This window comes from Kineococcus xinjiangensis (genome assembly GCF_002934625.1).
Taxonomy (GTDB): domain Bacteria; phylum Actinomycetota; class Actinomycetes; order Actinomycetales; family Kineococcaceae; genus Kineococcus_A; species Kineococcus_A xinjiangensis.
In genome coordinates, this window is the sequence record NZ_PTJD01000002.1 from 34,652 (window position 1) to 55,392 (window position 20,741).

Consider the following 20,741-nt stretch of genomic DNA (forward strand, 5'->3'; position numbering starts at 1 on the left):
GGTGCAGCAGGAGTGTCAGCCGTCCCCGCGCCCCCGGTCGCTCAGCCGCCGAGGAACCGGGCCAGGTGGTGTGCCGTCGGGCCCGTTCCCGGGGCGTCCGCCGTGGCCGCCACCTCCCGCGGAGCGCCCGCCGCCACCAGCCGCCCCCCGGCGTCACCCGCACCGGGACCGAGGTCGAGGACGTGGTCGGCGGCGGCCACGACGTCCAGGTCGTGCTCGGCGACGACCACGGTGCCGCCGGCGTCCACCAGCTCCTGCAGCAGCCCCAGCAGCAGCTCCACGTCCGCCGGGTGCAGGCCCGTGGTGGGCTCGTCCAGCAGGTACAGCGTCCGGCCGCGCCCGCTGCGCTGCAGCTCCGTCGCGAGCTTCACCCGCTGCGCCTCCCCGCCGGACAGCTCCGTCGCCGGCTGCCCCAGCCGCAGGTAGCCGAGGCCGACCCGCTGCAGCGCCCGCAGCCCCCGCACCGCCGCGGGCACGTCGTCGAGGGCCTCCAGCGCCTCGTCCACGGACAGCGCGAGCACGTCGGCGACGCTGCGGCCGCGGTGCAGCACCTCCAGCGTCTCCGGCGCGTAGCGGGAACCCCCGCAGTCCGGGCACGGGGCGTACGTGCCCGGCAGGAACAGCAGCCGGACCGCGACGAACCCCTCCCCCCGGCAGGTCGGGCAGCGCCCCGCAGCCACGTTGAAGGAGAAGCGGCTCGCACCCCAGCGCCGCCGCCTCGCCTCCTCGGTGGCGGCGAACACCCTGCGCACCGCGTCGAAGATCCCCGTGTAGGTGGCGAGGTTGGAGCGGGGGGTGCGCCCGAGGGGGCGCTGGTCCACCCGCACCAGCCGCGCCAGGGCCTCCAGGCCCTCGGCGGCGGCCACCACGGGGCGCTGGTCGACCGCGCCGACCGGGCTCGCAGGCCCCTCCGCGGCGGCGCCGGGCTCGTCTCCGGGCTCGCCCCCGGGCTCGTCGCCGGGCGGGTCCTCCTCCGGCTCCGGTTCCGCCGCGACGCCCAGGTGGCGGGCGGCGACGTCGGCCAGCGCCTGCAGCAGCGTCGACTTCCCCGCCCCCGACACCCCGGTGACGGCGGTGAGGACGCCGGTGGGGACGTCCACGTCGAGCCCCCGCACCGTGTGGTGGGTGACGCCGCGCAGCCGGATCCAGCCCACCGGCGGGCGGGGGCGCCGCCCGGGAGGCGGAGCGGGGTCGAGGTGGTGGCGCGTGCGGGACTCCGCGACGTCGTGCACGCCCGCCACGGGACCGCTGTGCAGGACGCGTCCGCCACCGGCCCCGGCGCACGGGCCGACGTCGACCAGCCAGTCGGCGCGGCGGACCACGGCCATGTCGTGCTCCACCGCGAACACCGTGTTCCCCGCCTCGCGCAGCCCCTCCAACACCCCCACCAGCGCCTCGGTGTCCGCCGGGTGCAGCCCCGCGGAGGGCTCGTCGAGGACGTAGACGACGCCGAACAGGCCCGAACGCAGCTGCGTCGCCAGCCGCAGCCGCTGCAGCTCCCCCGCCGACAGCGTCGGCGCGGCCCGGTCCAGCGCCAGGTACCCCAGCCCCAGGTCCAGCAGCACCCGCGTGCGGGCCAGCAGGTCGCGCACCACCAGCCCCGCCGCGTCGTCGCCGCCCTCCCGGCCCGAGCCCGCCAGCACCGCCACCAGGCCGGCCAGGGGCAGCGCGGAGAGCTCCGCGATGTCGCGGCCGGCGAACGTCACCGCCAGCGCCTCGCGCCCCAGCCGCCGCCCCGCGCACTCCGGGCAGGTCCGCGCGTCCAGGAACCGCCGCACCCGGTTGCGGGTCGCGGCGGAGGAAGAGCCGGCGAACGCCGTCAGCACGTAGTGCCGCGCGCTCTGGTACATCCCCTGGTACGGGCGCTGGATCCGCCCCGCCTCCCGCACCGGGTGGACGGTCACGACGGGACGCTCCTCGGTGAAGAGGATCCAGTCGCGCTCCTCCTGCGGCAGTTCGCGCCAGGGCCGGTCGACGTCGTGGCCGAGCACCGCGAGGATGTCGCGCAGGTTCTTGCCCTGCCAGGCGCCCGGCCAGGCGGCCACCGCCCCCTCGCGGATGCTCAGGGACGGGTCCGGCACCAGCGACGCCTCGCTCACCCCGAACACCGCGCCGACGCCGGAGCAGCCCGGGCACGCCCCCGCGGTGGTGTTGGGGGAGAACGCGTCGGAGTCCAGCCGCCGCGCCCCCGCCGGGTAGTCCCCCGCGCGGGAGAACAGCATCCGCAGAGAGTTCGACAGCGTCGTGACGGTGCCGACGGAGGAGCGCGAGGACGGCGCGGCGCGGTTCTGCTGCAGCGCCACCGCCGGGGGCAGGCCCGTGACCGAGTCGACGTGCGGGGCGGGGACCTGCTGCAGCAGGCGGCGGGCGTAGGGCGCCACGGACTCGAAGTAGCGTCGCTGCGCCTCCGCGTAGAGGGTTCCGAACGCCAGGGAGGACTTCCCCGAACCCGACACCCCCGTGAACGCCACGAACGCGTCGCGCGGGATGTCGACGTCCACGTCGCACAGGTTGTTCTCCCGGGCGCCGCGCACCCGCACCAGGCCGTCCAGGTCGGTCTCCTCCTCGGGTCAGCGCCGCAGGGGGCTCATGTCGGGGTAGCGGTCGCCGGCGGTGGCGCCCGCGGGCAGCACGTCGTCGAGGTGGCGGACCTCCTCGGCGGTCAGGTCCACGTCCAGCGCCGCGACGTTCTCCACCAGGCGGGTGCGCCGCTTCGTGCCGGGGATCGGCACGACGTCACCACCCTTGGCCAGCAGCCACGCCAGCGCGACCTGGGAGGCCGTGACGCCCTTGCGCGCCGCGAGGGAGCGCACCTCCTCCACGAGCCGGAGGTTGCGCTGCATGTTCTCCCCCTGGAACCGCGGGTTGTGCCGGCGGAAGTCGTCCGGCGCGAGGTCGTCGACGCTGCGGATCGCGCCGGTGAGGAAACCCCGCCCCAGCGGGGAGTACGGCACGAACCCGATGCCCAGCTCCCGCACGGCGTCCAGCACGCCGTCGACCTCCACGTCGCGGCTCCACAGCGACCACTCCGTCTGCAGGGCGGTGACGGGGTGGACGGCGTGGGCGCGGCGGATCGTCTCCGGGGCGGCCTCGCTGATGCCGAGGTGGCGGACCTTGCCCGCCGCGACGAGTTCCGCCATCGCGCCCCACGTCTCCTCCACGGGCACGGTCGTGTCGACGCGGTGCTGGTAGTAGAGGTCGATGACGTCGACGCCGAGCCGGCGCAGGCTGGCGTCGCACGCGGAGCGCACGTACTCGGGGCGGCCGTTGACGCGGCGGGTGCCGTCGGGGAACCGCTCGTTGCCGAACTTGGTGGCCAACTGCACCTCGTCGCGGCGGGAGGCGACGGCACGGCCGACGAGTTCCTCGTTGGTGAAGGGGCCGTACATGTCGGCGGTGTCGAGGAACGTGATGCCGGCGTCGAGGGCGGCACCGATCGTGGCGAGCGACTCCTGCTCGTCGCCGGGGCCGTAGAACTCCGACATGCCCATGCAGCCGAGCCCGAGGGCGGAGACCTCCAGGGCGGCGGCGCCGGTGCCGAGGACGCGGCGGCGGGCGGTGGGGACGGTGGTTCGGGTGGGTCCGGTCGTCGTCATGCCCGCACGCTCCCGCTTCGAGCGCGCTCGAAGTCAAGGTGGGCCGCCCCGGCGCGGGGACGTCCGGCAGGCGACACGCGGGCGAGTCGCGGCGGAACGTCCCCGCCCACGTGCGCGACCTCCCGGCGCGGGGACGTCCGGCAGGCGACACGCGGGCGAGTCGCGGCGGAACGTCCCCGCCCCAGCCCCGCGGCGCGACGTCCTCGCACGGGGCTCACCGGGCCGCCAGGTGCTGCTCGTAGAGGTCGATCTTGCGGTCGATGGCGCCGAGGTGGCCCTGCACCTCGGCGAGCTGCGCGCGGACGCGCTCGCGGTGGGCGTGCAGGATCGCCAGCCGCTCCTCCTCGTGGCCGCCGCGGCGGCACAGCTCGGCGTAGGTGCGGATCTCCCGGATCGGCATCCCCGTGGCGCGCAGCCTCGTCACCATCGTGATCCAGCGCAGGTCCGCCGCCGTGTAGGAGCGGTGCCCGGAGGCGGTGCGCCGCACCGGGGCGACCAGCAGCCCGTCGCGCTCGTAGTAGCGCAGGGTGTGCGCGGTGAGGCCGCACAGCTGCGCCGCCTCCGCCACCCCGAGGCCCTCCTCGCCCGCCGTCGCAGCGGTCGTCGTCGCGGTCGTCGTCACAACCCGTACCCCTCCAGCAGCCGCAGCCAGACCTCGCTCACCGTCGGGTAGCTCGGGACCGCGTGCCAGAGCCGGTCCAGCGGAACCTCCCCCACCACGGCGATCGTCGCGGAGTGCAGCAGCTCCGCGACGCCCTGCCCGGCGAAGGTGGCTCCCACGACGACCCGGCGCGACTCGTCGACGACGAGGCGGGCCCGCCCCGCGTACCCGTCCGCCAGCAGGCCGGCCCCGGCGACACCGGCGAGGTCGACGTCCACCGCCCGCACGTCGAGGCCCCGCTCGCCGGCCTGCGCCGCCGTCAGGCCCACCCACGCCACCTCGGGGTCGGTGAACACCACCTGCGGCACGGCGCGGTGGTCGGCGGTCGCGGCGAACCTCGACCACGCCGCGACCTCCCCGCCCAGGTCTCCGCGGGCGCGGGCGGCGATCGCGTCGCCGGCGGCCCGGGCGGCGTACTTGCCCTGGTGCGTCAGCGGGGCGCGCCCCGTCACGTCACCGGCGGCGTAGAGCCAGCCGCCCGGCACGCCCGTCACGCGCCCGGAGTCGTCCACCTCCAGCGGCCCGTCACCGGTCAGGCCCACGGACTCCAGCCCGAGCCCGTCCACGGCCGGGGTGCGGCCGGTGGCCACGAGCAGGCGCTCCGCGCGCAGCGTCGCACCGTCGCCGAGGTCGAGGACCACCCCGTCGCCGTCCTGCCGAACGCTGCGCGGGGAGGTGCCCGTGCGCACGTCCACGCCGTCGGCGGCCAGCGCCTCCCCCACGAGCTCGCCCGCGAAGGGCTCCGCACCGCCGAGCAGGCCGCTGCGGGCCAGCACGCTCACCCGGGCACCGAGCCGCTGCCACGCCTGCGCCAGCTCCACCGCCACCACGCCCCCGCCGACCACGGCCAGGGAGGCGGGGACCTCCTGCGCGCTGGTGGCCTCCCGGCTCGTCCAGTGCGGCGTGCCCGCCAGGCCCTCGACGTCGGGCAGGGAGGGCACCGACCCCGTGCAGACCGCCACCGCGTGCCGGGCGGTCAGGACGGTCGTGCCGCCGTCGTCGCCGTCGACCTCCACCCGGCGCTCACCGGTGAGTCGGGCCGAGCCGCGCAGCAGCCCGATCCCCGCCGAGGCCACCCACTCCGCCTGCGAGGAGTCGTCCCAGCCGCTCGCGAAGGTGTCGCGGCGACCGAGCACCGCGCCGGCGTCGAGACCGCCGGTCACCGCCGCCGCCGCGCCGGGCAGCCTGCGGGCCGCCGCCAGGGCGTGCCCCGGCAGCAGCAGCGCCTTCGACGGCATGCACGCCCAGTAGGAGCACTCCCCGCCGACGAGTTCGCGCTCCACCAGCACGACGTCCAGACCTCCCCGGCCGGCCCGGTCGGCGAGGTTCTCCCCCACCGCCCCGGCCCCGATGACGACGACGTCCACCTCGCGCTCCGAGACCCCAGCCATGCCCGGACGCTACGCCCCCGGCGGCCCGGCGACCACGGCGCGAGCGGGTGCGCTGGGGTTGCTCACGAGGCGGATCGCGGAGGTGGTCGCGCAGGGCGCACGGCGGGCTGCGCTGTGGTTGGCTCGGACGGTGCGCGTCGACTTCACCCCGTCCCCCCGCCCCACCCTGGGGGTGGAGTGGGAGTTCGCGCTCGTCGACCGCACGACCCGCGACCTCACCAGCCGGGCCGGGGAGGTGCTGGCCGCCCTGCGCAACGAGGACGGCGAGGACCACCCGCGCATCCACAAGGAACTGCTGCGCAACACCGTGGAGGTCGTCACGGGCATCTGCGAGTCCGTGCCGGAGGCGGTGGAGGACCTGCGCGCCAGCCTGCGGGACGTCAGGCGCGTCACCGACCCCCTGGGCATCGACCTCCTGAGCGCCGGCACGCACCCCTTCGCGCGCTGGAGCGCGCAGCAGGTCACCGAGAACCCCCGCTACGCCGAGCTGATCAACCGCACCCAGTGGTGGGGCAGGCAGATGCTCATCTGGGGCGTGCACGTCCACGTCGGCGTCGGCTCGGTGCACAAGGTGCTGCCCATCCTGAACACCCTGCTCAACCACTACCCGCACCTGCAGGCGCTGTCCGCGTCCTCGCCGTTCTGGACGGGCACCGACACCGGCTACGCCAGCAACCGGGCGCTGATGTTCCAGCAGCTGCCCACCGCGGGCCTGCCCTTCCAGTTCGGCTCCTGGCCGGAGTTCGAGTCCTACATCGGCGACCTGTGCGCCACCGGCGTCATCGACGCCCTCAGCGACGTCCGCTGGGACATCCGCCCCTCACCGGTCCTGGGGACCCTGGAGACGCGGGTGTGCGACGGCGTGCCCACCGTCCGGGAGCTGGGTGCGCTGGCCGCCCTCGTGCACTGCCTGGTGGTGGACCTCGACGCGCGCCTCGACGCCGGGGAGGAACTGCCCACGATGCCGCCGTGGCACGTGCAGGAGAACAAGTGGCGCTCCGCCCGCTACGGCCTGGAGGCGGAGATCATCCTCGACGCGGCGGGCCGCGAGCGGCTGGTCACCGACGACCTGGACGACCTGCTGGAGCGCCTGGACCCCGTGGCCCGGCGGCTGGGCTGCGCGGGTGAGCTGGCCGCCGTGGCGGACATCCCCCGCCGGGGCGCCAGCTACCAGCGGCAGCGGGCCGTGGCCGCGGCGACCGGCGGGGACCTCGTCGCGGTCGTGGACAGCCTCGTCGCGGAGCTGCGGGAGGACCCCGCGCCGTGACCGGCCCGGGCGCTGCGGCGTGACGCATACTGCGCGGGTGGACGGAGCCCGGGGCCGGAAGCAGCGGCGGGCGTCCGTGCGCCGCGGCACGGCCCTGCTCCTCGCCCTCGCCTGGGTGCTGGTGCTGTGGGCCTGCCAGGCCGCGGTGGGGGGCCGCCTCGTGGTCGTGCCGTGGCTGGCGCTCGCCCCGCTCGCCGCGTCCCTGGTCCTGACGTGGCGCGGCACCGCCGCCGTCGCCGCCGCGGTGGTGCTGGCGGTCACCCAGCTCAGCGCCGCCACCGGCGACCTGTGGACGGGCTTCGGCGGGATCCGGGTGGCCGGCGGCGCGGCCCTGTCCGCCTTCGCCGTCTTCAGCGCGCACGTGCGGGTGCGGCGGGAGGCGCACATCCGGGCCGTCACAGAGGTCGCGACGGTGGCGCAGGCCGCCATCCAGCCGCCCGTGCCGGCCCGGGTCGGCCACGTCGCCCTGGCGTCGCGCTACGTCTCCGCCAGCGCGGACGCCCTCGTGGGCGGTGACCTCTTCGACGTGGTCGCCGCCGACGGCGGGGTGCGGCTCATCGTGGGCGACGCCCGCGGCAAGGGGCTGCCCGCCGTGCACGTCGCCGCCGCGGTCCTGTCCGCCTTCCGGCTCTCCGCACCGCGGGTCGACGTCCCGCTGGAGGAGGTGGCCCGGCACCTGGAGGCCGCCATCACCCCCCGGCTGGCGGAGGAGGACTTCGTCACGGCGGTGCTGTGCGAGCTGCACCCGTCGGGGCGCCTGGACATCGTCCGCTGCGGTCACCCCGCGCCGCTGCGACTGGTGGCGGGGCGGACGCCGGAGGAGGTCGGGAACCACTCCTGCCCGCCGCTGGGGCTGGGCGTGGAGCCGGTGGTGGAGTCGACGGTCCTGCGCGCCGGCGAGCGGCTGCTGCTGCACACCGACGGGCTCGTGGAGGCGCGCGACGCCGAGGGCAGGTTCTTCGACGTGCTGCGCGCGGCCTCGGCGCTCGTGCCGTCGGGGGGCGCGCCGGCGGAGGCGCTGGACGCGGACCTGGAGGGGCTGCTGGAGAAGGTGCGGGCGCACGTCGGCGGCACCCTCACCGACGACGTCGCGGTGCTGCTCGTGGAGGCCCTGGAGGGGTAGGGGGACGGCGGCCTCACGCCGCCGGGCCCTCCACCACCTCCTTGAGGAGCGCCAGGTCCTGGGCCACGAGCGCGGCGTCCCGCTCGAACTCCGCGTCGCCGGTTCCCGGGGAGCGGCGCAGCGTGAGGACGACCTCGCAGCACTCACCGTCGGCGAGGACCCGCAGCGGCACGTGCACCGTCTCGCCGGGGGCCGTCACCACGTCGTGGTCGAGCACGCCGTGCTCGTTGCGGGGGACGAAGGTCACCCGCGCCCGGCCCGCGGGCGTCTCGACGAACCAGCTCCCTTCTTCCTGCACCACCGGGCCACCGAGGCCGGGCGCCCACCGGGGAAGGTTGGCGGGGTCGGAGGCGAACGCGTAGACCTCCGCGGCCGGCCGGGCGATGTGCACGCCGAGGTGCTGCGACCGCCCGGTCATCGCCCGGGGGTCCCCGGCACCGGGACGGGCGGCGGCGCTGGCGCGCAGCACCACGTGCGGGCGCGTCGAGGACAGCGCGGGGCGCGGGTCGCCGTCGAGCTGGGCCTGCAGGAGGGCGAACGCCTGCTCCCCCAGGGCCTGGAAGTCCTGGTGGACCGTGGTGAGGCCGGGCCGCCAGATCCCGGCGAGCGGGTGGTCGTCGAAACCCACCACGCTGATGTCCCCGGGCACCTGCCGCCCCGCACCCTCCAGGCCCGCGATCACGCCCATGGCGACCTCGTCGTTGCCGCAGAAGACGGCCGTCACGTCGGGGTCGGCGGCGAGGCGACGGCCCGGTCCGACACCGGAGGTGGCCTCGAAGGAGTCCGCGACCAGCACCGGCGGGACGGGGGCGCCGGCCTCCTCCAGCGCGGTGCGCCACCCGGTGGTCCGGCCGTCCTCGCCGCGCGACGGCGGAACCGCCACGTGGTGCACGGTCCGGTGCCCGAGGCCGAGGAGGTGCCGGGTCAGCTCCGCGCCGGCGGACTCCTCGTCGAGCACCGCCTGCGACCACCGGCCGTCGACCTCGCCGGAGACCGCGACGACCGGCACGTCCGGCGGCAGCGCCTCCAGCACGGCCACGCCGACCGCGTCGAACCTGAGCACGACGACACCCGCCAGCGGCAGCGACAGCACCACCTGCACCGCCCGCTCCAGCTCGTCCGGGTCGCTGCTCTCCACGACGGAGATGACGACCGGGTGACCGGCTGCGCGGGCGGCCGTCTCCACGCCCTTCAGCGTCGTGGAGTAGCCGTGGACCGCGGTCTCGGACGTCATGACCGCGACCTGGTCGCCCCGGCCGCTGACGAGCGCCCGCGCGGTGCTGCTGGGCCGGTAGTTCAGCGACTCGATGGCGCGCAGCACCCGGTCGCGGCGCTCCGGGCTGACCCGGGCGGCCCCGGTGAGCACCCGGGAGACGGTGGGCACCGACACCCCTGCCGCCCGCGCCACGTCGCGGATGCTCACCTGCCGGCCGCGGGGGCGCTCGTCGGCCTCCCCCGCCCCGGCCGGGAGCTCCTCGCGCGGGACGACCAGCTGCTCGCTCATCCCCGCATCGTCACCGATCCGCGCGGCGGCGTCACCGGTGCACCCGCTGCTCCGTGCGCGCGGGCGAGGAGGCCCGCAGCCGCACCCCGGCCAGCCGCGCCCCGGGGCCGTCCTCGGCGGGGCGCCCGGCCACGAGCAGGGGGCCGCGGGAGGGGTCGAGGTCGACGACGGCGCTCACCTCCTGGAAGCCGTCCCAGTGGACCGTGTGGTGGACCGGCACCTCGACCTCGGCCCCCACCTGCCCGACGCGCAGGTGCTGGACCACGGCGTCGGTGTTGTAGTCGTGCCCCGTCAGCCGGTGCGCGTTGCTCACGAGGAGGGTGACGAGGTGGGGGCCGCGCGCCGTGCCGTCGAGCGGGACCACCGCCGCACCGCCCGCGCCGAACCCCGCCACGGCGGGCACCGGCCCGTCGGTCAGGTGCGCCGCCCCGCGCAGCCGGAGGCCCGGCGCGTCGAGCACCCGCACGTCGCCGGGTTCCTCCGCCAGGGCGGCGACGAGCAGGTGGTGCACCAGCACCGGGCCGCCCCGGGCGACGACGTCCACCTGCGCGACGCCGAACCCGAGGGCGACGTCGGCGACCGCGCCGCCGCCGGTGGTGGACAGGGGCACGGGGCGGCCGTCGACGCGCAGCTCGACGGCGGCATCCGCGGGCGCGTCGGCCCGCAGCGAGAGCCGGTGCGCGCCGGTGCGCGCGGCGACGGCGAAGAAGGTCACCCGCTCCCCGGCGGGCACGACCACACCGCCGCCGTCCCGGGCGCAGCACCCCGCCCCCCGCCGGGCGAGGACCGCCTCGTGCCGCACAGCCGCCGTCACGGCCCGCACACGCAGGTGGTCGACGGCCACGTCGCTGCCCGCGAGGTGCCCCGACGGGCCCGACGCCGCGACGCTGACGCGGTGCCGGCCGGCTGCCAGCCGCACGGGCACGTCGGCGCGGGCGGTGTAGCGCCGCTCCAGCGTGGGGGCGAGGGGGACCTCCCGCACCGGGCCGTCGTCGACCGCGAGCGCGACCGTGCCCGGGCGGGCGTCCGTGCCGTAGCCGATCCCGAGGAGGTACTCCCCCTCGGCGGGGACGGTCACCTCGAAGTCCACCCGGCTCGTGGGCAGCGGCAGGCGGAGCACGGAACTCGTCCCCGTGCCGTGGTAGTGCTGCGGGTCGTCACCGTGCCGCACCAGTTCGGCGTCGACGGTGCGGGCCGGGTCGACGCCGACGGTCACCTGCCAGGGGCCGGGTGGCGGTTCCGCGGGCAGCAGTTCCGCGGGCAGCAGGTCGACCCGGTTCACGGCGGTGGGGTCACCGCCGTCCACGCGCAGGTCGAGGCAGCCGTCGGTGGCGGTGACCACGGCGTCCCCCGTGATGCACGGCCCCTCCGAGATCCCCTGGTACCCGCTCCAGGTCACGACGCTCGTGCGTGCCCGGTAGCGCCGCCCCGGCGGCAGGCCCTCCACCCGCAGTTCCACGTCGTCGGCGGTGCCGCCGAGCAGCACGACGGCCGAACCCTCCGCGCGGTCCAGGGCGGCCAGCGCCCGCAGGGAGTCCCGCACACCCGGGTGCGGAACCCGCACCTCCAGCGTCTCCCCGCGCAGGGAGGCGTACCAGTGCAGCAGCCACCAGCCGCCGTTGGGCGCGGCCGCACCCACGGCGTGGTCGTCGAGGTTCCCGGCGAGCGTCCAGAACGCCAGGTCGGCGTCCACCTTCGTCGACTCGAACGCCTCCACCCACTGCAGCAGCTGCGACGGCACGGACATGTCGCGCCTGTTGCCGTACTCGTCGATGCAGACGGGCCGCGGTTCCAGCCCGAACTCGCGCTCCAGTTCCCGCAGGTGCTCGTGGTGGCTCCGGTAGGTCTCCAGCGAGGACGGCTGCAGTTCGTGCCAGGTCACGACGTCGGGCAGGGTTCCGCTGTCGCGGGCGTGGCGGAGGAAGTCGCGCATCCGGCCCGGGTGGTACGCGGCCTCGTTCGGCCCCGCGATCCGGGCCTGCGGGTCCACGGCGCGGATCTGCGCCACCGCAGCGTCCCAGTGCGCGAGGAACCGGTCGCGCCCCTGCGAGGACCAGTCCGGGTACCAGATCCAGTCCCCCTCGTTGAAGGGGACCCAGACGAACCGGTGCCGGTCCTCCCGGCCGGCGACCGCGGCGACGGCGTCGCGCAGCACCGGCAGGTAGGCGTCGATGCCGACGTCCTCGTAGGGCCAGCACGCCAGGGCGTCCTGCACGTAGACGTAGACGTCCTCGCCACCGGCGGCGGCGAAGCCCTCCGCGAGCACGGCCGCGTCCCCGCCCGGGTGCTGCGCCCCTCCGGGGGACTTCTGCGCGACGGTGCGCGGGCGGGCGCCCGCCAGCAGCGCCGGCGTCGGGACGCCCGGTTCGACGAGCCCGTAGAGCATCCCGGTCGCCCCGCCGTGCACCGCCCCCGTCCGCCGCCCCGCGTCGACGAGGACCCGCTGCACGGGCCGGCCCCGGGTGAGCCGCAGCGTGCGCGCCGCCGGCCCCTCCACCTCCACACCCGGTTCCACCTCCACGACGAGCACGGCCCGCTCCGCGTCCCAGCGGGTGCGCCACGGCGCCAGCCGCGTCGGGAACGTCGTCGTGACCACGAGGTCCTGCCCGGCGTGCTGCGGCAGCGGAACCTCCACCACGGCGGGCGCCGCAGCGCCGGCCACGGGCCGCCGCCACAGGGTGAGGTGGGTGGCCTCGCCGCCGTCGACGGCGAGCGCGACCCACGGCGCGCTCCACTGCTCCAGCCCGAGGGGCCAGCGCGGGTGCCCGGCCGCGACGTCCGCGCGGATCCGCTTGTGCGCCGCGACGGCCTCGGCGACGAGGCTGCGCTGCGCGGTGCTCATCTCGTCGACGTGCCCGGAGAGGTACAGCCGCCCGAGCAGGCCGGTGCAGAGGGTGAACGCCGCCTCCTCCTCGGACATCGCGGGCTGCGGGTAGGCCCAGTTCGCGGCGACCTCGGGCAGCATCGCCAGCGGCGCCGACGCCGCGATGGGCGGATACGCCGACGGGTCCTGCTGGTCGCTCGTCGACTGCAGCTGCAGCAGCGACAGCAGTTCGGGGTCGGCGCGCATGGCGCCCGAGGCGCAGTTCTCCAGGACGAGGCCCGGGTGGCGGTCGAGGACTCCCGTCAGCCAGTCCCGGTGCGCCGCAGCATGTCCCGCGAGCCCCTCGGCGGGGCTGTCGGCGCCCACGTCGGTCCCGGCGACGGGGTTGATGTTGTGGTCGAGCTTGAGGTAGCCCACGCCCATGGCGACGAGCCGGTCGACGGTCGCGTCCAGGTGCGCCCGTGCGGACGGGTGGCGCAGGTCGAGGTGGTACCGGCCGTGCTCGACGACCCGCTGGCCGCGGCGGCCGAGGAACGCGTCCGCGGGCAGCCGGTCCGCCACGGGGCTGTCCACCCCCACCACCTCCGGTTCCAGCCAGAGGCCGGCGACGAGGCCGCGGTCGCGGATGCGGTCGAGCACCGCCTGCAGCCCGCCGGGGAACCGGGTCGTGGACGGCTCCCAGGCCCCCACGCTCGACCACCAGCCGTCGGTGTCGTCGTACCAGCCGGCATCGATGCAGAACACCTCCGCCCCGGCCTCAGCCGCTGCGTCGATCAGCGGCAGCAGGCGCTCGGTGGTGGGATCGCCCATGAGGGTGTTCATGTAGTCGTTGAAGACGACCCGCAGCGCGGCGGCGTCGGGGTGCGGGCGCCGGGTCGCGCGACGCAGGTCGGTGAGCGCCGCGGCGGCGCCCTCCAGGTCGGCCCCAACGGCCAGCGCCACCGCCGGGGTGGTGTGCGACTTCCCGGGTTCGAGCCCGACGCTCCAGCCGTGGTCGACGTCCGTGGGCCCCGACGCCGCCAGGTAGGCACCGCTGTGGTGCTCCCCCACCTCCCAGCGCCACCCCGCGGTGCTCTCCACCTGCCAGGCCCAGGCGCCGTCGCCGGGCGCTGCCGTGGCCAGCACGCCGACGGGCAGCGCCCGGCCGGTCGACCAGAGTCCCTGCGAGGCCTGGGAGAGGCAGCCGCGCGCGCCCGTCTCGTGCCTCTCCAGCCGCAGGTCGGGCAGCGCCTCCCGCAGCGGCAGGGTGCGCCAGCGCCCCTCACCGACCCATTGGCTCTCGGCGAGGGAGACGAGGAGGTCGCGCGGGTCCCCGCAGGCCGCCGGGCCGAGGGCCACACCGAGGGCCAGGGGCGCCACGGCCAGCAGCTGGCGGGGGGCGTCCGCACCGGCGTCGACGCTCGTCGTCACCCGGGCGCGGACGGCGGCGGCGCCGTCGTGCAGTTCGAGCCGCAGCTGCGTGCGCAGCGAACCGCCCTGCTCCACCTGCTCCACGACGAGGGCCTGCACGTCTCCGGTGCGCTCGAGGCGGTGGCCCGCGTAGCGCATCCGGCGGCTGACCGCACCGCCCGCGAGCCGGTTCGTCGCGGGGGCCCGCCCGGCGTCGACCGTGACGACCTCGACGGCCGGCTGGTCCCCGGGCAGTTCCGCGGCGGCGCCCGGAACCCCGAGCCGGGCGATGCGCACGGGCCCGTCCGGGTCGTGGGCGAGGACCACCTCCAGGCCGGCGTGCGCGAGGCGCAGCACCCCGCCTGCCACGGCCGTGCCGGCGCTCACGTGACGGCTCCGGAGGTGGCTCGGGCGATGATCTGGCGCTGGGCGACGAGGAGAATGGTTCCGGGAAGTGGCGCCAGGAACCGCGGAACACGCGTGGTGGGCATGGTTCTCCGTTCAACGCCGTCGGTGCTCGGATGGCTGGGGGTCGCGCGGCGGGCGCGTCGAGGTGGTGCCCGGCGGCGTGCACGGCGGACGTCAGCGTCCTTGATATCGTTTTCGCGCCGTCTGACAACGCTATCGAGAGCGTTTCGGGGCGACAAGGGACCCGCGCGGGTCAGGTTCCCGCTCCGCGCGGGCGACGGAGCAGCAGGCGCTCAGGCGCCCTGCGCGCGAGATTCCCCGGCACTGCGCGCAGCCGAGCTCCATCCCTGCGCGCGCAGCCGCTCGAAGCCGTCGAGCAGCAGGTCGAGAGCGAACTCGAACTCGAACTGGTCGTCACAACCGCGCCCGACGACGGAGGCGTCCTCGTGGCCGCCGCCACGCAGCACGATCTCGGCGATGTGGGGGTAGCGGCCGGACAGCTCCCGCAGCGCGGCCGTCCGGGCCTCCGGGTCCGGTGGCGGCGGACTGGGGAAGACCTCCTGCGTGAAGCCCCAGACGCGACTGCCGAGGGCGTGCATGACGTGGTGGGTGAGGTCGACCGAGAAGCCGCCCGCACGGAAGGTGCCGACGACGGAGTCGAGGTGGGCGAGGACGCCCGGGGTCGGGGAGGAGCGGGTCTCGATGACGCGGACGGCCCAGGGGTGGCGCAGGAGTGCGCGCCGGGCCGAGAGGACGCACCCACGGACGACCGTGCGCCAGTCGGCGTCGTCGGCGGGGGGCTCGATCTCGGCGACGACGGCGTCCACCATGCCGTCGAGGAGCTGCTCCTTGTTCGCCACGTGCTTGTACAGCGCCATCGGCACCACGCCCAGCTCCTGAGCCAGGCTGCGCATGCTCAGGGCCTCGAGGCCGGCGCGGTCGGCGAGCACCACCGCCGCGCGCAGCACTCGGTCCCTGCTCAGCGGAGCCCTGCCCGCACCGTCCCGCTGGGCCACCGGTCCGCCTCCCGAGGTGCCGCGCCTTGACAGGTGTACAGAGTACACCTACGGTTCCCGCATCCCTGGTGTACGCCGTACACCGATGCGCCGGAAGGCTTTCCATGACCCCGCCCAGGAGGACTGCCACCACCGTCGGCGTCCTGTACTTCGCCACGCACGTCACCTCGATCGGCGCCCTCGCGCTCTACACCTCCGCACTCGGCGACGAGCACGGCCTCACGACCGGCGGCGAGCTGCGCGTCCTCCTGGGCGCGCTGCTGGAGGTCCTGCTCGCCCTCACCGTCATCGGCACCGCCGTGGCGCTCTTCCCCGTCGTCAAGCGCCACGGCGAGGGCCTCGCCCTCGGGTACGTCGCGCTGCGCACCCTCGAGGCGGCCGTCATCACCGTCGGCATCGCGAGCCTGCTCGCGGTCGTCACATTGCACCGGCAGCCCGGCGCCGACGCCGTCGACCCGACCGCCGTCCGCGCGCTGATCGCCGTCCACGACTGGACGTTCCTGCTGGGCCCCAACTTCGTCCTCGGCGCGAACACGGTGCTGATCGCTCTGCTGATGCGCCGCTCCGGGCTCGTCCCCCGGCCCATCGCGCTCCTCGGCCTGGCCGGCGGGACGCTCATCTTCACGTCGGCGATCGCCGTGCTGCTCGGCCTGTACCCGCAGGTCTCCACCCCCGGGGCCCTCGCGGCGGTCCCGGTGTTCGCCTGGGAGATCGCCCTGGCCGGCTTCCTCGTCCTGCGCGGCTTCCGCACGCCGGCAGCGCCGGCCCGTGGCGAGCGGCCCACCCCGGCGGCGCTGCCCGCCTGACCGGCACGACGTCCCCGTCCGCATCCGCGGGCGGGGACGTCCGGCCGGGCGACGCGCGGCTGCCGCCCGGCCGGACGTCCCCGTCCCCGGATCCCGAGTGGAGATCGTCCAGCGCTTGCCTATTGCATCGTTGTATTCAACGATGCACACTCCTCCCAGCGCCGCTCCGCGCCCCTCTCGGGCTCGGCGCGGCACGCTGTCCCCAGAGTGGTGGACGCGTTCACCAGAGAGGTGCGCCCGTGATCAAGTCTGCGCTCACCAGGGCCTGGGTGCCCGCGCTCGCCGGGGCCGCGCTGGCCGCCGGCACGCTCGCAGCGGTGCCCGCCGTCGCCGCGCCCCCCGTGCCCGTGGGGTCGGCCGCACCGGCACCCACCGCGGTCGCCCCCCGGCCGGCCGACACCATCGCCCACGATCCCACGATCGTGAAGGAGGGCGACTGGTACTACATGGTCATCACCGGCGACGCCGGACGCGCCGACACCTACCTGCCGGTCAAGCGCTCCCGCGACCTGGTGAACTGGACCGAGCTCGACCCGGTGTTCTCGACCCTCCCCTCGTGGGTGCTGCCCATCCTGGGCAGCGCCGTGAACCGGCCCATCACCGACCTGTGGGCGCCCGACCTCAGCTACTCCCACGGAGAGTGGCGCCTCTACTACGCCGTCTCCGCGGCGTTCGGGCAGAACCACTCCGTCATCGGCCTGGCGACCACGAAGACGCTCGACCCGTCGAGCCCCGACTTCGGCTGGACCGACCGCGGGCTGGTCCTGCAGTCGAAGCCGGCCCCCGGGGACCCGCAGGAGCACAACGCGATCGACCCCGACGTCGTCACCGACGCCGAGGGCCGCACCTGGCTGACGTGGGGATCCTTCTGGACGGGCCTGAAGATGCGCCGCCTCGACGCGGCCACCGGCATGCTGTCCACCGAGGACACCACCACCTACGACCTGGTGAACCGCCAGTTCCCGCCGAACGCGGTGGAGGGCCCCTCGATCCTCCGCCACGGCGACTACTACTACCTCTTCGCCTCGTTCGACTTCTGCTGCCGCGGCGTCGACAGCGACTACCGCGTCATCGTCGGCCGCTCCAAGGAGATCACCGGCCCGTACGTGGACCGCGAGGGTGTGTCCCTGCTCGCTGGTGGCGGCACGGAGCTGCTGCGCGGGTACAACGAGTTCGCCGGCACCGGCCACGGGGACACCTTCACCGACGGTGGCACGACGTACTTCGCCAACCACTACTACGACACCACCGACGGCGGCACCCCGCGGCTGAACGTCCGCCCGATCACCTGGGAGGACGGCTGGCCGTCCCTGGGCGACCCGATCAACCCGAGCCGCTCCGCCGGGCACGGTTCCGCCTATGTGCAGATCCTCCCCCGCGGCGGCAGCACCGTCGTCGAGAACGACGGCTGCGGGTTCGAGGGCGCGAACATCGACCTGGCCGCGGACAGCGGCAGCACCTGCCAGCAGTGGCAGGTCGACGACCGCGGCGAGGGCTCGCGCATCCTCAACCGCTACAGCAACAAGGTCGCCGAGGTCGCCGCGTGCGACAACGTCGACGGCGGCAACGTCGCGCAGTGGGGCTGGGTCGGGTTCCTGCCGAACAACGACTGCCAGCGCTGGGACTTCGAGACCGCCGGCGAGGGCTGGACGAGCATCCACAGCGTCCTGCCCGGGGAGCGCGCCTGGACGGTGGACGGCGCCAACGTCGAGATCAGCACCCCCGCCGGCACCGCGGCCCAGCAGTTCCGCTTCCAGCCCGTCGGGGACGTCCTCCTCGGCAGCACCACCGACCTGCAGGGCGTCCTCGCCGCCGCGGGCTGCACCGACGGCGGCAAGGGCCACACGAAGGTCGGCTTCGAGCAGAGCGCGGACCGCAACTGCCAGGAGTGGCGCTTCGACGTCGTCCCCGGCACCGCGACGTACACGGTGACCAACACCGCCAACGGCCTGCAGCTGTCGACGAAGGCGCACAACCGCGGCCACGACCGCGGCGCGGAGATCGTGCTCGCCAAGCCGCAGAAGGTGGCCCTGGCCGCGCGCTCGTGGACGCTGACGCCGACCGACGAGGGCACCTGGACGCTGGGCAACGGCTCCACCACGCAGGAGGTCCGCCTCCTGCTCCCCTGACCGGAACGTCGAGCACGCGTTCCCGAAGCACCGCAGCCGCCCGAGGACCGTCCCGGGCGGCTGCGGTGCGTTTCGCGGTGGTCCCGCCGCGTCGCGGAGGGGCTCAGGCCAGCAGGGAGGCCACGTCGACGACGTCGAGGCCGTGCGCCTCGCCGACCTCGGGGCTGGTGAGCTGCCCCTCGTGGGTGGACAGCCCGTGCGCCAGGGCGGCGTCGGCCCGCAGGGCCTCCCGCCAGCCCTGCCGCGCCAGCTTCACGACGTAGGGCAGGGTCGCGTTGGTCAGCGCGTAGGTGGAGGTGTTCGGCACCGCGCCGGGCATGTTCGCCACGCAGTAGAAGACGCTCTCGTGCACGGGGAACGTGGGGTCGTCGTGGGTGGTGGGCTTCGACGCCTCGAAGCAACCACCCTGGTCGATGGCGATGTCGACGAGCACCGAGCCCGCGCGCATCTGCGACACCAGCTCGTTCGTCACGAGCTTGGGCGCGCGGGCGCCGGGCACCAGCACGGCGCCGATGACGAGGTCGGCGGCCAGCACCGCGCTGCGCAGTTCGAAGGCGTTGGAGGTGACGGTGCGCACCGCCCCGCCGAAGCGGGCGTCGACCTCGCGCAGCTTCGGGATGGACAGGTCCAGCAGGGTGACCTCGGCGCCCATGCCGAGGGCGATCTGCGCGGCGTTCTGCCCCGAGACGCCACCGCCGATGACGACGACGTTCGCGCCCCGCACCCCGGGGACGCCGCCCATGAGGACGCCGCGCCCGCCGCCGGCGCGCATCAGGTGGTAGGCGCCGACCTGCGGCGCGAGCCGGCCGGCGACCTCGCTCATGGGGGCCAGCAGCGGCAGGGAGCGGTCGGGCAGCTGCACGGTCTCGTAAGCGATGGCCGTGGTGCCGGAGGCGAGCAGCGCGTCGGTGCACTCGCGGGAGGCCGCCAGGTGCAGGTAGGTGAAGAGGACCTGGCCCTTGCGCAGGCGGTGGTGCTCCTCGGCGACGGGCTCCTTGACCTTCAGCAGCAGCTCGGCCTCGCCCCAGACGTCGTCGGCCTCGGCGACGATCCGGGCACCGGCGGCGACGTACTCCTCGTCCGGCAGGGAGCTGCCGAGGCCGGCACCGGCCTGCACGAGGACCTCGTGCCCCTGCTCGACCAGCTCGTGCACCCCGGACGGCGTCAGGGCGACGCGGTACTCGCGGTTCTTGACCTCGGTGGGGACTCCGACCTTCACGGCGCTCTCCTCAGCTGCGGCGCCCAGGGGCGCACTCCGATGTACGACCTGGCACTCCTGCTCAGGATGAAGATCTGCCCAAGGCACCGCAAGAGCCGCGAACGAGATTCGCTACAGTCGGCCTGTGGCATCTGAAAGTTCGGGACGCGGCACCTCCGAGCCCCCGCAGCCGAAGAACGTTCGGCCGGTGCTGGACGACGTCGACCGCGCGATCCTGCACGAGCTGGCCGTGGACGCCCGCATCCCCAACAACGCCCTCGCCGAGCGGGTCGGGATCGCCCCCTCCACGTGCCTCGGCCGGGTGCGCGCGCTGCGCGCCGGCGGCGTCATCCGCGGCTTCCACGCCGACATCGAGCCCCGCGCCCTCGGCCGCGACCTCCAGGCGATGATCTCCATCAAGCTCGCCGCGCACGCCCGCGGCAGCATGGGCCCCTTCGTGGAGCGCATCAGCCGCCAGCCCGAGGTCCTCGACGTGTACTTCGTCGCCGGCGCCAACGACTACCTCGTGCACGTCGCCGTCGGCAGCACCGAGGACCTGCGGGTCTTCGTCGCCCAGCACCTCTCCCGCGACCCCGACGTCGCCCTCACCGAGACCAGCCTGATCTTCGAGCACACCCGGGCTGCGGGACGGCGGTAGGACAGCGGCCGTCACCGGCGCCGAGGCGCTCCCGTCCCCGCCGCCCGCTACGGTGCCGCCGTGCCGATCATCCTGCGGACGCAGTCCATGGCCGCCCCCGCGGGCGTGCGCGAGCCCGCCGTCTTCCTCGTCCCGCACGCCGACGACGAGACCCTCACCATGGGGCCCGCCATCGAGGAGCACGTCAACGCCGGCGCGCACGTCATCGTCGTCCTCGTCACCGACGGGCACGCCTCCGCGGCGCGGCACCTCACCGGCCTGTCCGTGGAGGAGTTCTCCGCCGCCCGCGACCGCGAGTTCCTCGCCGCCTGCGCCGCGCTCGGGGTTCCCGAGACGCAGGTGTTCTTCGCCCACTGCCCCGACGGCGGCCTCAGCCCCGAACTCGCCCGCGCCGTCGTCGCCACCTGGATCGGCCTGTTCCCCGCGGGCCGGTTCCGGACGATGACCTGGACCGACGGCCACCGCGACCACGCCGCCCTCGGTTCCGCCCTGCGCGAGCTCGCGCCGCCCACCGCCGACGTCCGGTTCTACGTGAAGCCCGACGAGTGGGAGGTCGAGCGCGAGCGCCCGCCGCTGCAGACCGAACGCGCCACCACGGGCCGCTACCTCGTCGCCTCCGACCAGTACGCCCTCGTCGCCCCCGCCGCCGGCCGCTACGGGATCGGGCAGCTCTCCGTCCCCGAGGTGTTCGCGCTGCGCCGCGCCTCCGACGAGAGCCGCTGGCACGGGCTCGAACGGCAGGCGCCGCCCGGGGCTCCCCCGCGCTCCTGA

Annotated in this window: 14 protein-coding genes; 6 read left to right on the forward strand and 8 right to left on the reverse strand. The window is 75.6% G+C overall.

Annotated features, from left to right (window positions below):
• Positions 1-41: 41 nt before the first annotated feature.
• From CLV92_RS22745 to CLV92_RS03115, 4 genes are all read right to left on the reverse strand, one after another.
• Complete coding sequence (locus CLV92_RS22745) at positions 42-2,540, reverse strand: excinuclease ABC subunit UvrA (protein ID WP_281256889.1); 2,499 nt, start codon at positions 2,538-2,540, stop codon at positions 42-44.
• A 30-nt stretch (positions 2,541-2,570) separates the two neighbouring features.
• Positions 2,571-3,596: an aldo/keto reductase gene (locus CLV92_RS03105; protein ID WP_104431360.1), complete on the reverse strand. Its 1,026-nt coding sequence runs from the start codon at positions 3,594-3,596 to the stop codon at positions 2,571-2,573.
• Between the two features lie 214 nt (positions 3,597-3,810).
• Entirely contained in the window at positions 3,811-4,218 is a 408-nt protein-coding gene (locus tag CLV92_RS03110) for a MerR family transcriptional regulator (protein ID WP_211290825.1), read from the reverse strand.
• Positions 4,215-5,648 (reverse strand): dihydrolipoyl dehydrogenase family protein, encoded by a 1,434-nt coding sequence (locus CLV92_RS03115; RefSeq protein WP_104431361.1) that lies wholly within the window; start codon positions 5,646-5,648, stop codon positions 4,215-4,217. Before CLV92_RS03115 ends, CLV92_RS03110 begins: the two co-directional genes overlap by 4 nt.
• Here CLV92_RS03115 and CLV92_RS03120 point away from each other — a divergent pair.
• Both CLV92_RS03120 and CLV92_RS03125 read left to right on the forward strand, forming a co-directional pair.
• Positions 5,647-6,915, forward strand: a complete 1,269-nt coding sequence (locus tag CLV92_RS03120) for a glutamate--cysteine ligase (protein WP_104431632.1) — start codon at positions 5,647-5,649, stop codon at positions 6,913-6,915. The genes CLV92_RS03115 and CLV92_RS03120 overlap by 2 nt on opposite strands.
• A 37-nt stretch (positions 6,916-6,952) precedes the next feature.
• Complete coding sequence (locus CLV92_RS03125; protein WP_104431362.1) at positions 6,953-8,038, forward strand: PP2C family protein-serine/threonine phosphatase; 1,086 nt, start codon at positions 6,953-6,955, stop codon at positions 8,036-8,038.
• Positions 8,039-8,051: 13 nt separating this feature from the next.
• On the opposite strand, the gene CLV92_RS03130 is transcribed toward CLV92_RS03125, so the two are convergent.
• The 3 genes from CLV92_RS03130 to CLV92_RS03140 all read right to left on the reverse strand — a co-directional run bounded on the left by CLV92_RS03130 (position 8,052) and on the right by CLV92_RS03140 (position 15,179).
• Positions 8,052-9,542 (reverse strand): LacI family DNA-binding transcriptional regulator, encoded by a 1,491-nt coding sequence (locus CLV92_RS03130; protein WP_104431363.1) that lies wholly within the window; start codon positions 9,540-9,542, stop codon positions 8,052-8,054.
• Between the two features lie 31 nt (positions 9,543-9,573).
• Positions 9,574-14,142 carry an alpha-galactosidase gene (locus CLV92_RS21865; RefSeq protein WP_211290826.1) on the reverse strand — a complete coding sequence of 1,523 codons (4,569 nt, stop codon included), beginning with the start codon at positions 14,140-14,142 and terminating at the stop codon, positions 9,574-9,576.
• Between the two features lie 314 nt (positions 14,143-14,456).
• On the reverse strand, positions 14,457-15,179 hold the full coding sequence (locus CLV92_RS03140; protein WP_104431364.1) for a TetR/AcrR family transcriptional regulator C-terminal domain-containing protein: 723 nt from the start codon (positions 15,177-15,179) through the stop codon (positions 14,457-14,459).
• A 104-nt stretch (positions 15,180-15,283) separates the two neighbouring features.
• Between CLV92_RS03140 and CLV92_RS03145 the strand changes: the two genes are divergently transcribed.
• Together CLV92_RS03145 and CLV92_RS03150 are read left to right on the forward strand one after the other, a co-directional pair.
• Entirely contained in the window at positions 15,284-15,985 is a 702-nt protein-coding gene (locus tag CLV92_RS03145; RefSeq protein WP_104431365.1) for a DUF4386 domain-containing protein, read from the forward strand.
• 239 nt (positions 15,986-16,224) lie between these two features.
• Positions 16,225-18,114 (forward strand): family 43 glycosylhydrolase, encoded by a 1,890-nt coding sequence (locus CLV92_RS03150; RefSeq protein WP_104431366.1) that lies wholly within the window; start codon positions 16,225-16,227, stop codon positions 18,112-18,114.
• 103 nt (positions 18,115-18,217) lie between these two features.
• Here the strand turns inward: CLV92_RS03150 and ald are convergent, their stop codons facing one another.
• Positions 18,218-19,333, reverse strand: a complete 1,116-nt coding sequence (gene ald / locus CLV92_RS03155; RefSeq protein WP_104431367.1) for an alanine dehydrogenase — start codon at positions 19,331-19,333, stop codon at positions 18,218-18,220.
• A 124-nt stretch (positions 19,334-19,457) separates the two neighbouring features.
• Between ald and CLV92_RS03160 the strand changes: the two genes are divergently transcribed.
• Both CLV92_RS03160 and CLV92_RS03165 read left to right on the forward strand, forming a co-directional pair.
• Positions 19,458-19,970 (forward strand): Lrp/AsnC family transcriptional regulator, encoded by a 513-nt coding sequence (locus CLV92_RS03160; protein ID WP_104431368.1) that lies wholly within the window; start codon positions 19,458-19,460, stop codon positions 19,968-19,970.
• Positions 19,971-20,030: 60 nt separating this feature from the next.
• Entirely contained in the window at positions 20,031-20,741 is a 711-nt protein-coding gene (locus tag CLV92_RS03165) for a PIG-L family deacetylase (RefSeq protein WP_104431369.1), read from the forward strand.

Coding starts and splice junctions, on each gene's coding strand:
- CLV92_RS03105 (WP_104431360.1), bottom strand. CDS start 3,596: ATGACGACGACCGGACCCACCCGAACCACCGTCCCCACCGCCCGCCGC.
- CLV92_RS03130 (WP_104431363.1), bottom strand. CDS start 9,542: ATGAGCGAGCAGCTGGTCGTCCCGCGCGAGGAGCTCCCGGCCGGGGCG.
- CLV92_RS03120 (WP_104431632.1), top strand. CDS start 5,647: ATGCCCGGACGCTACGCCCCCGGCGGCCCGGCGACCACGGCGCGAGCG.
- CLV92_RS03115 (WP_104431361.1), bottom strand. CDS start 5,648: ATGGCTGGGGTCTCGGAGCGCGAGGTGGACGTCGTCGTCATCGGGGCC.
- CLV92_RS03145 (WP_104431365.1), top strand. CDS start 15,284: ATGACCCCGCCCAGGAGGACTGCCACCACCGTCGGCGTCCTGTACTTC.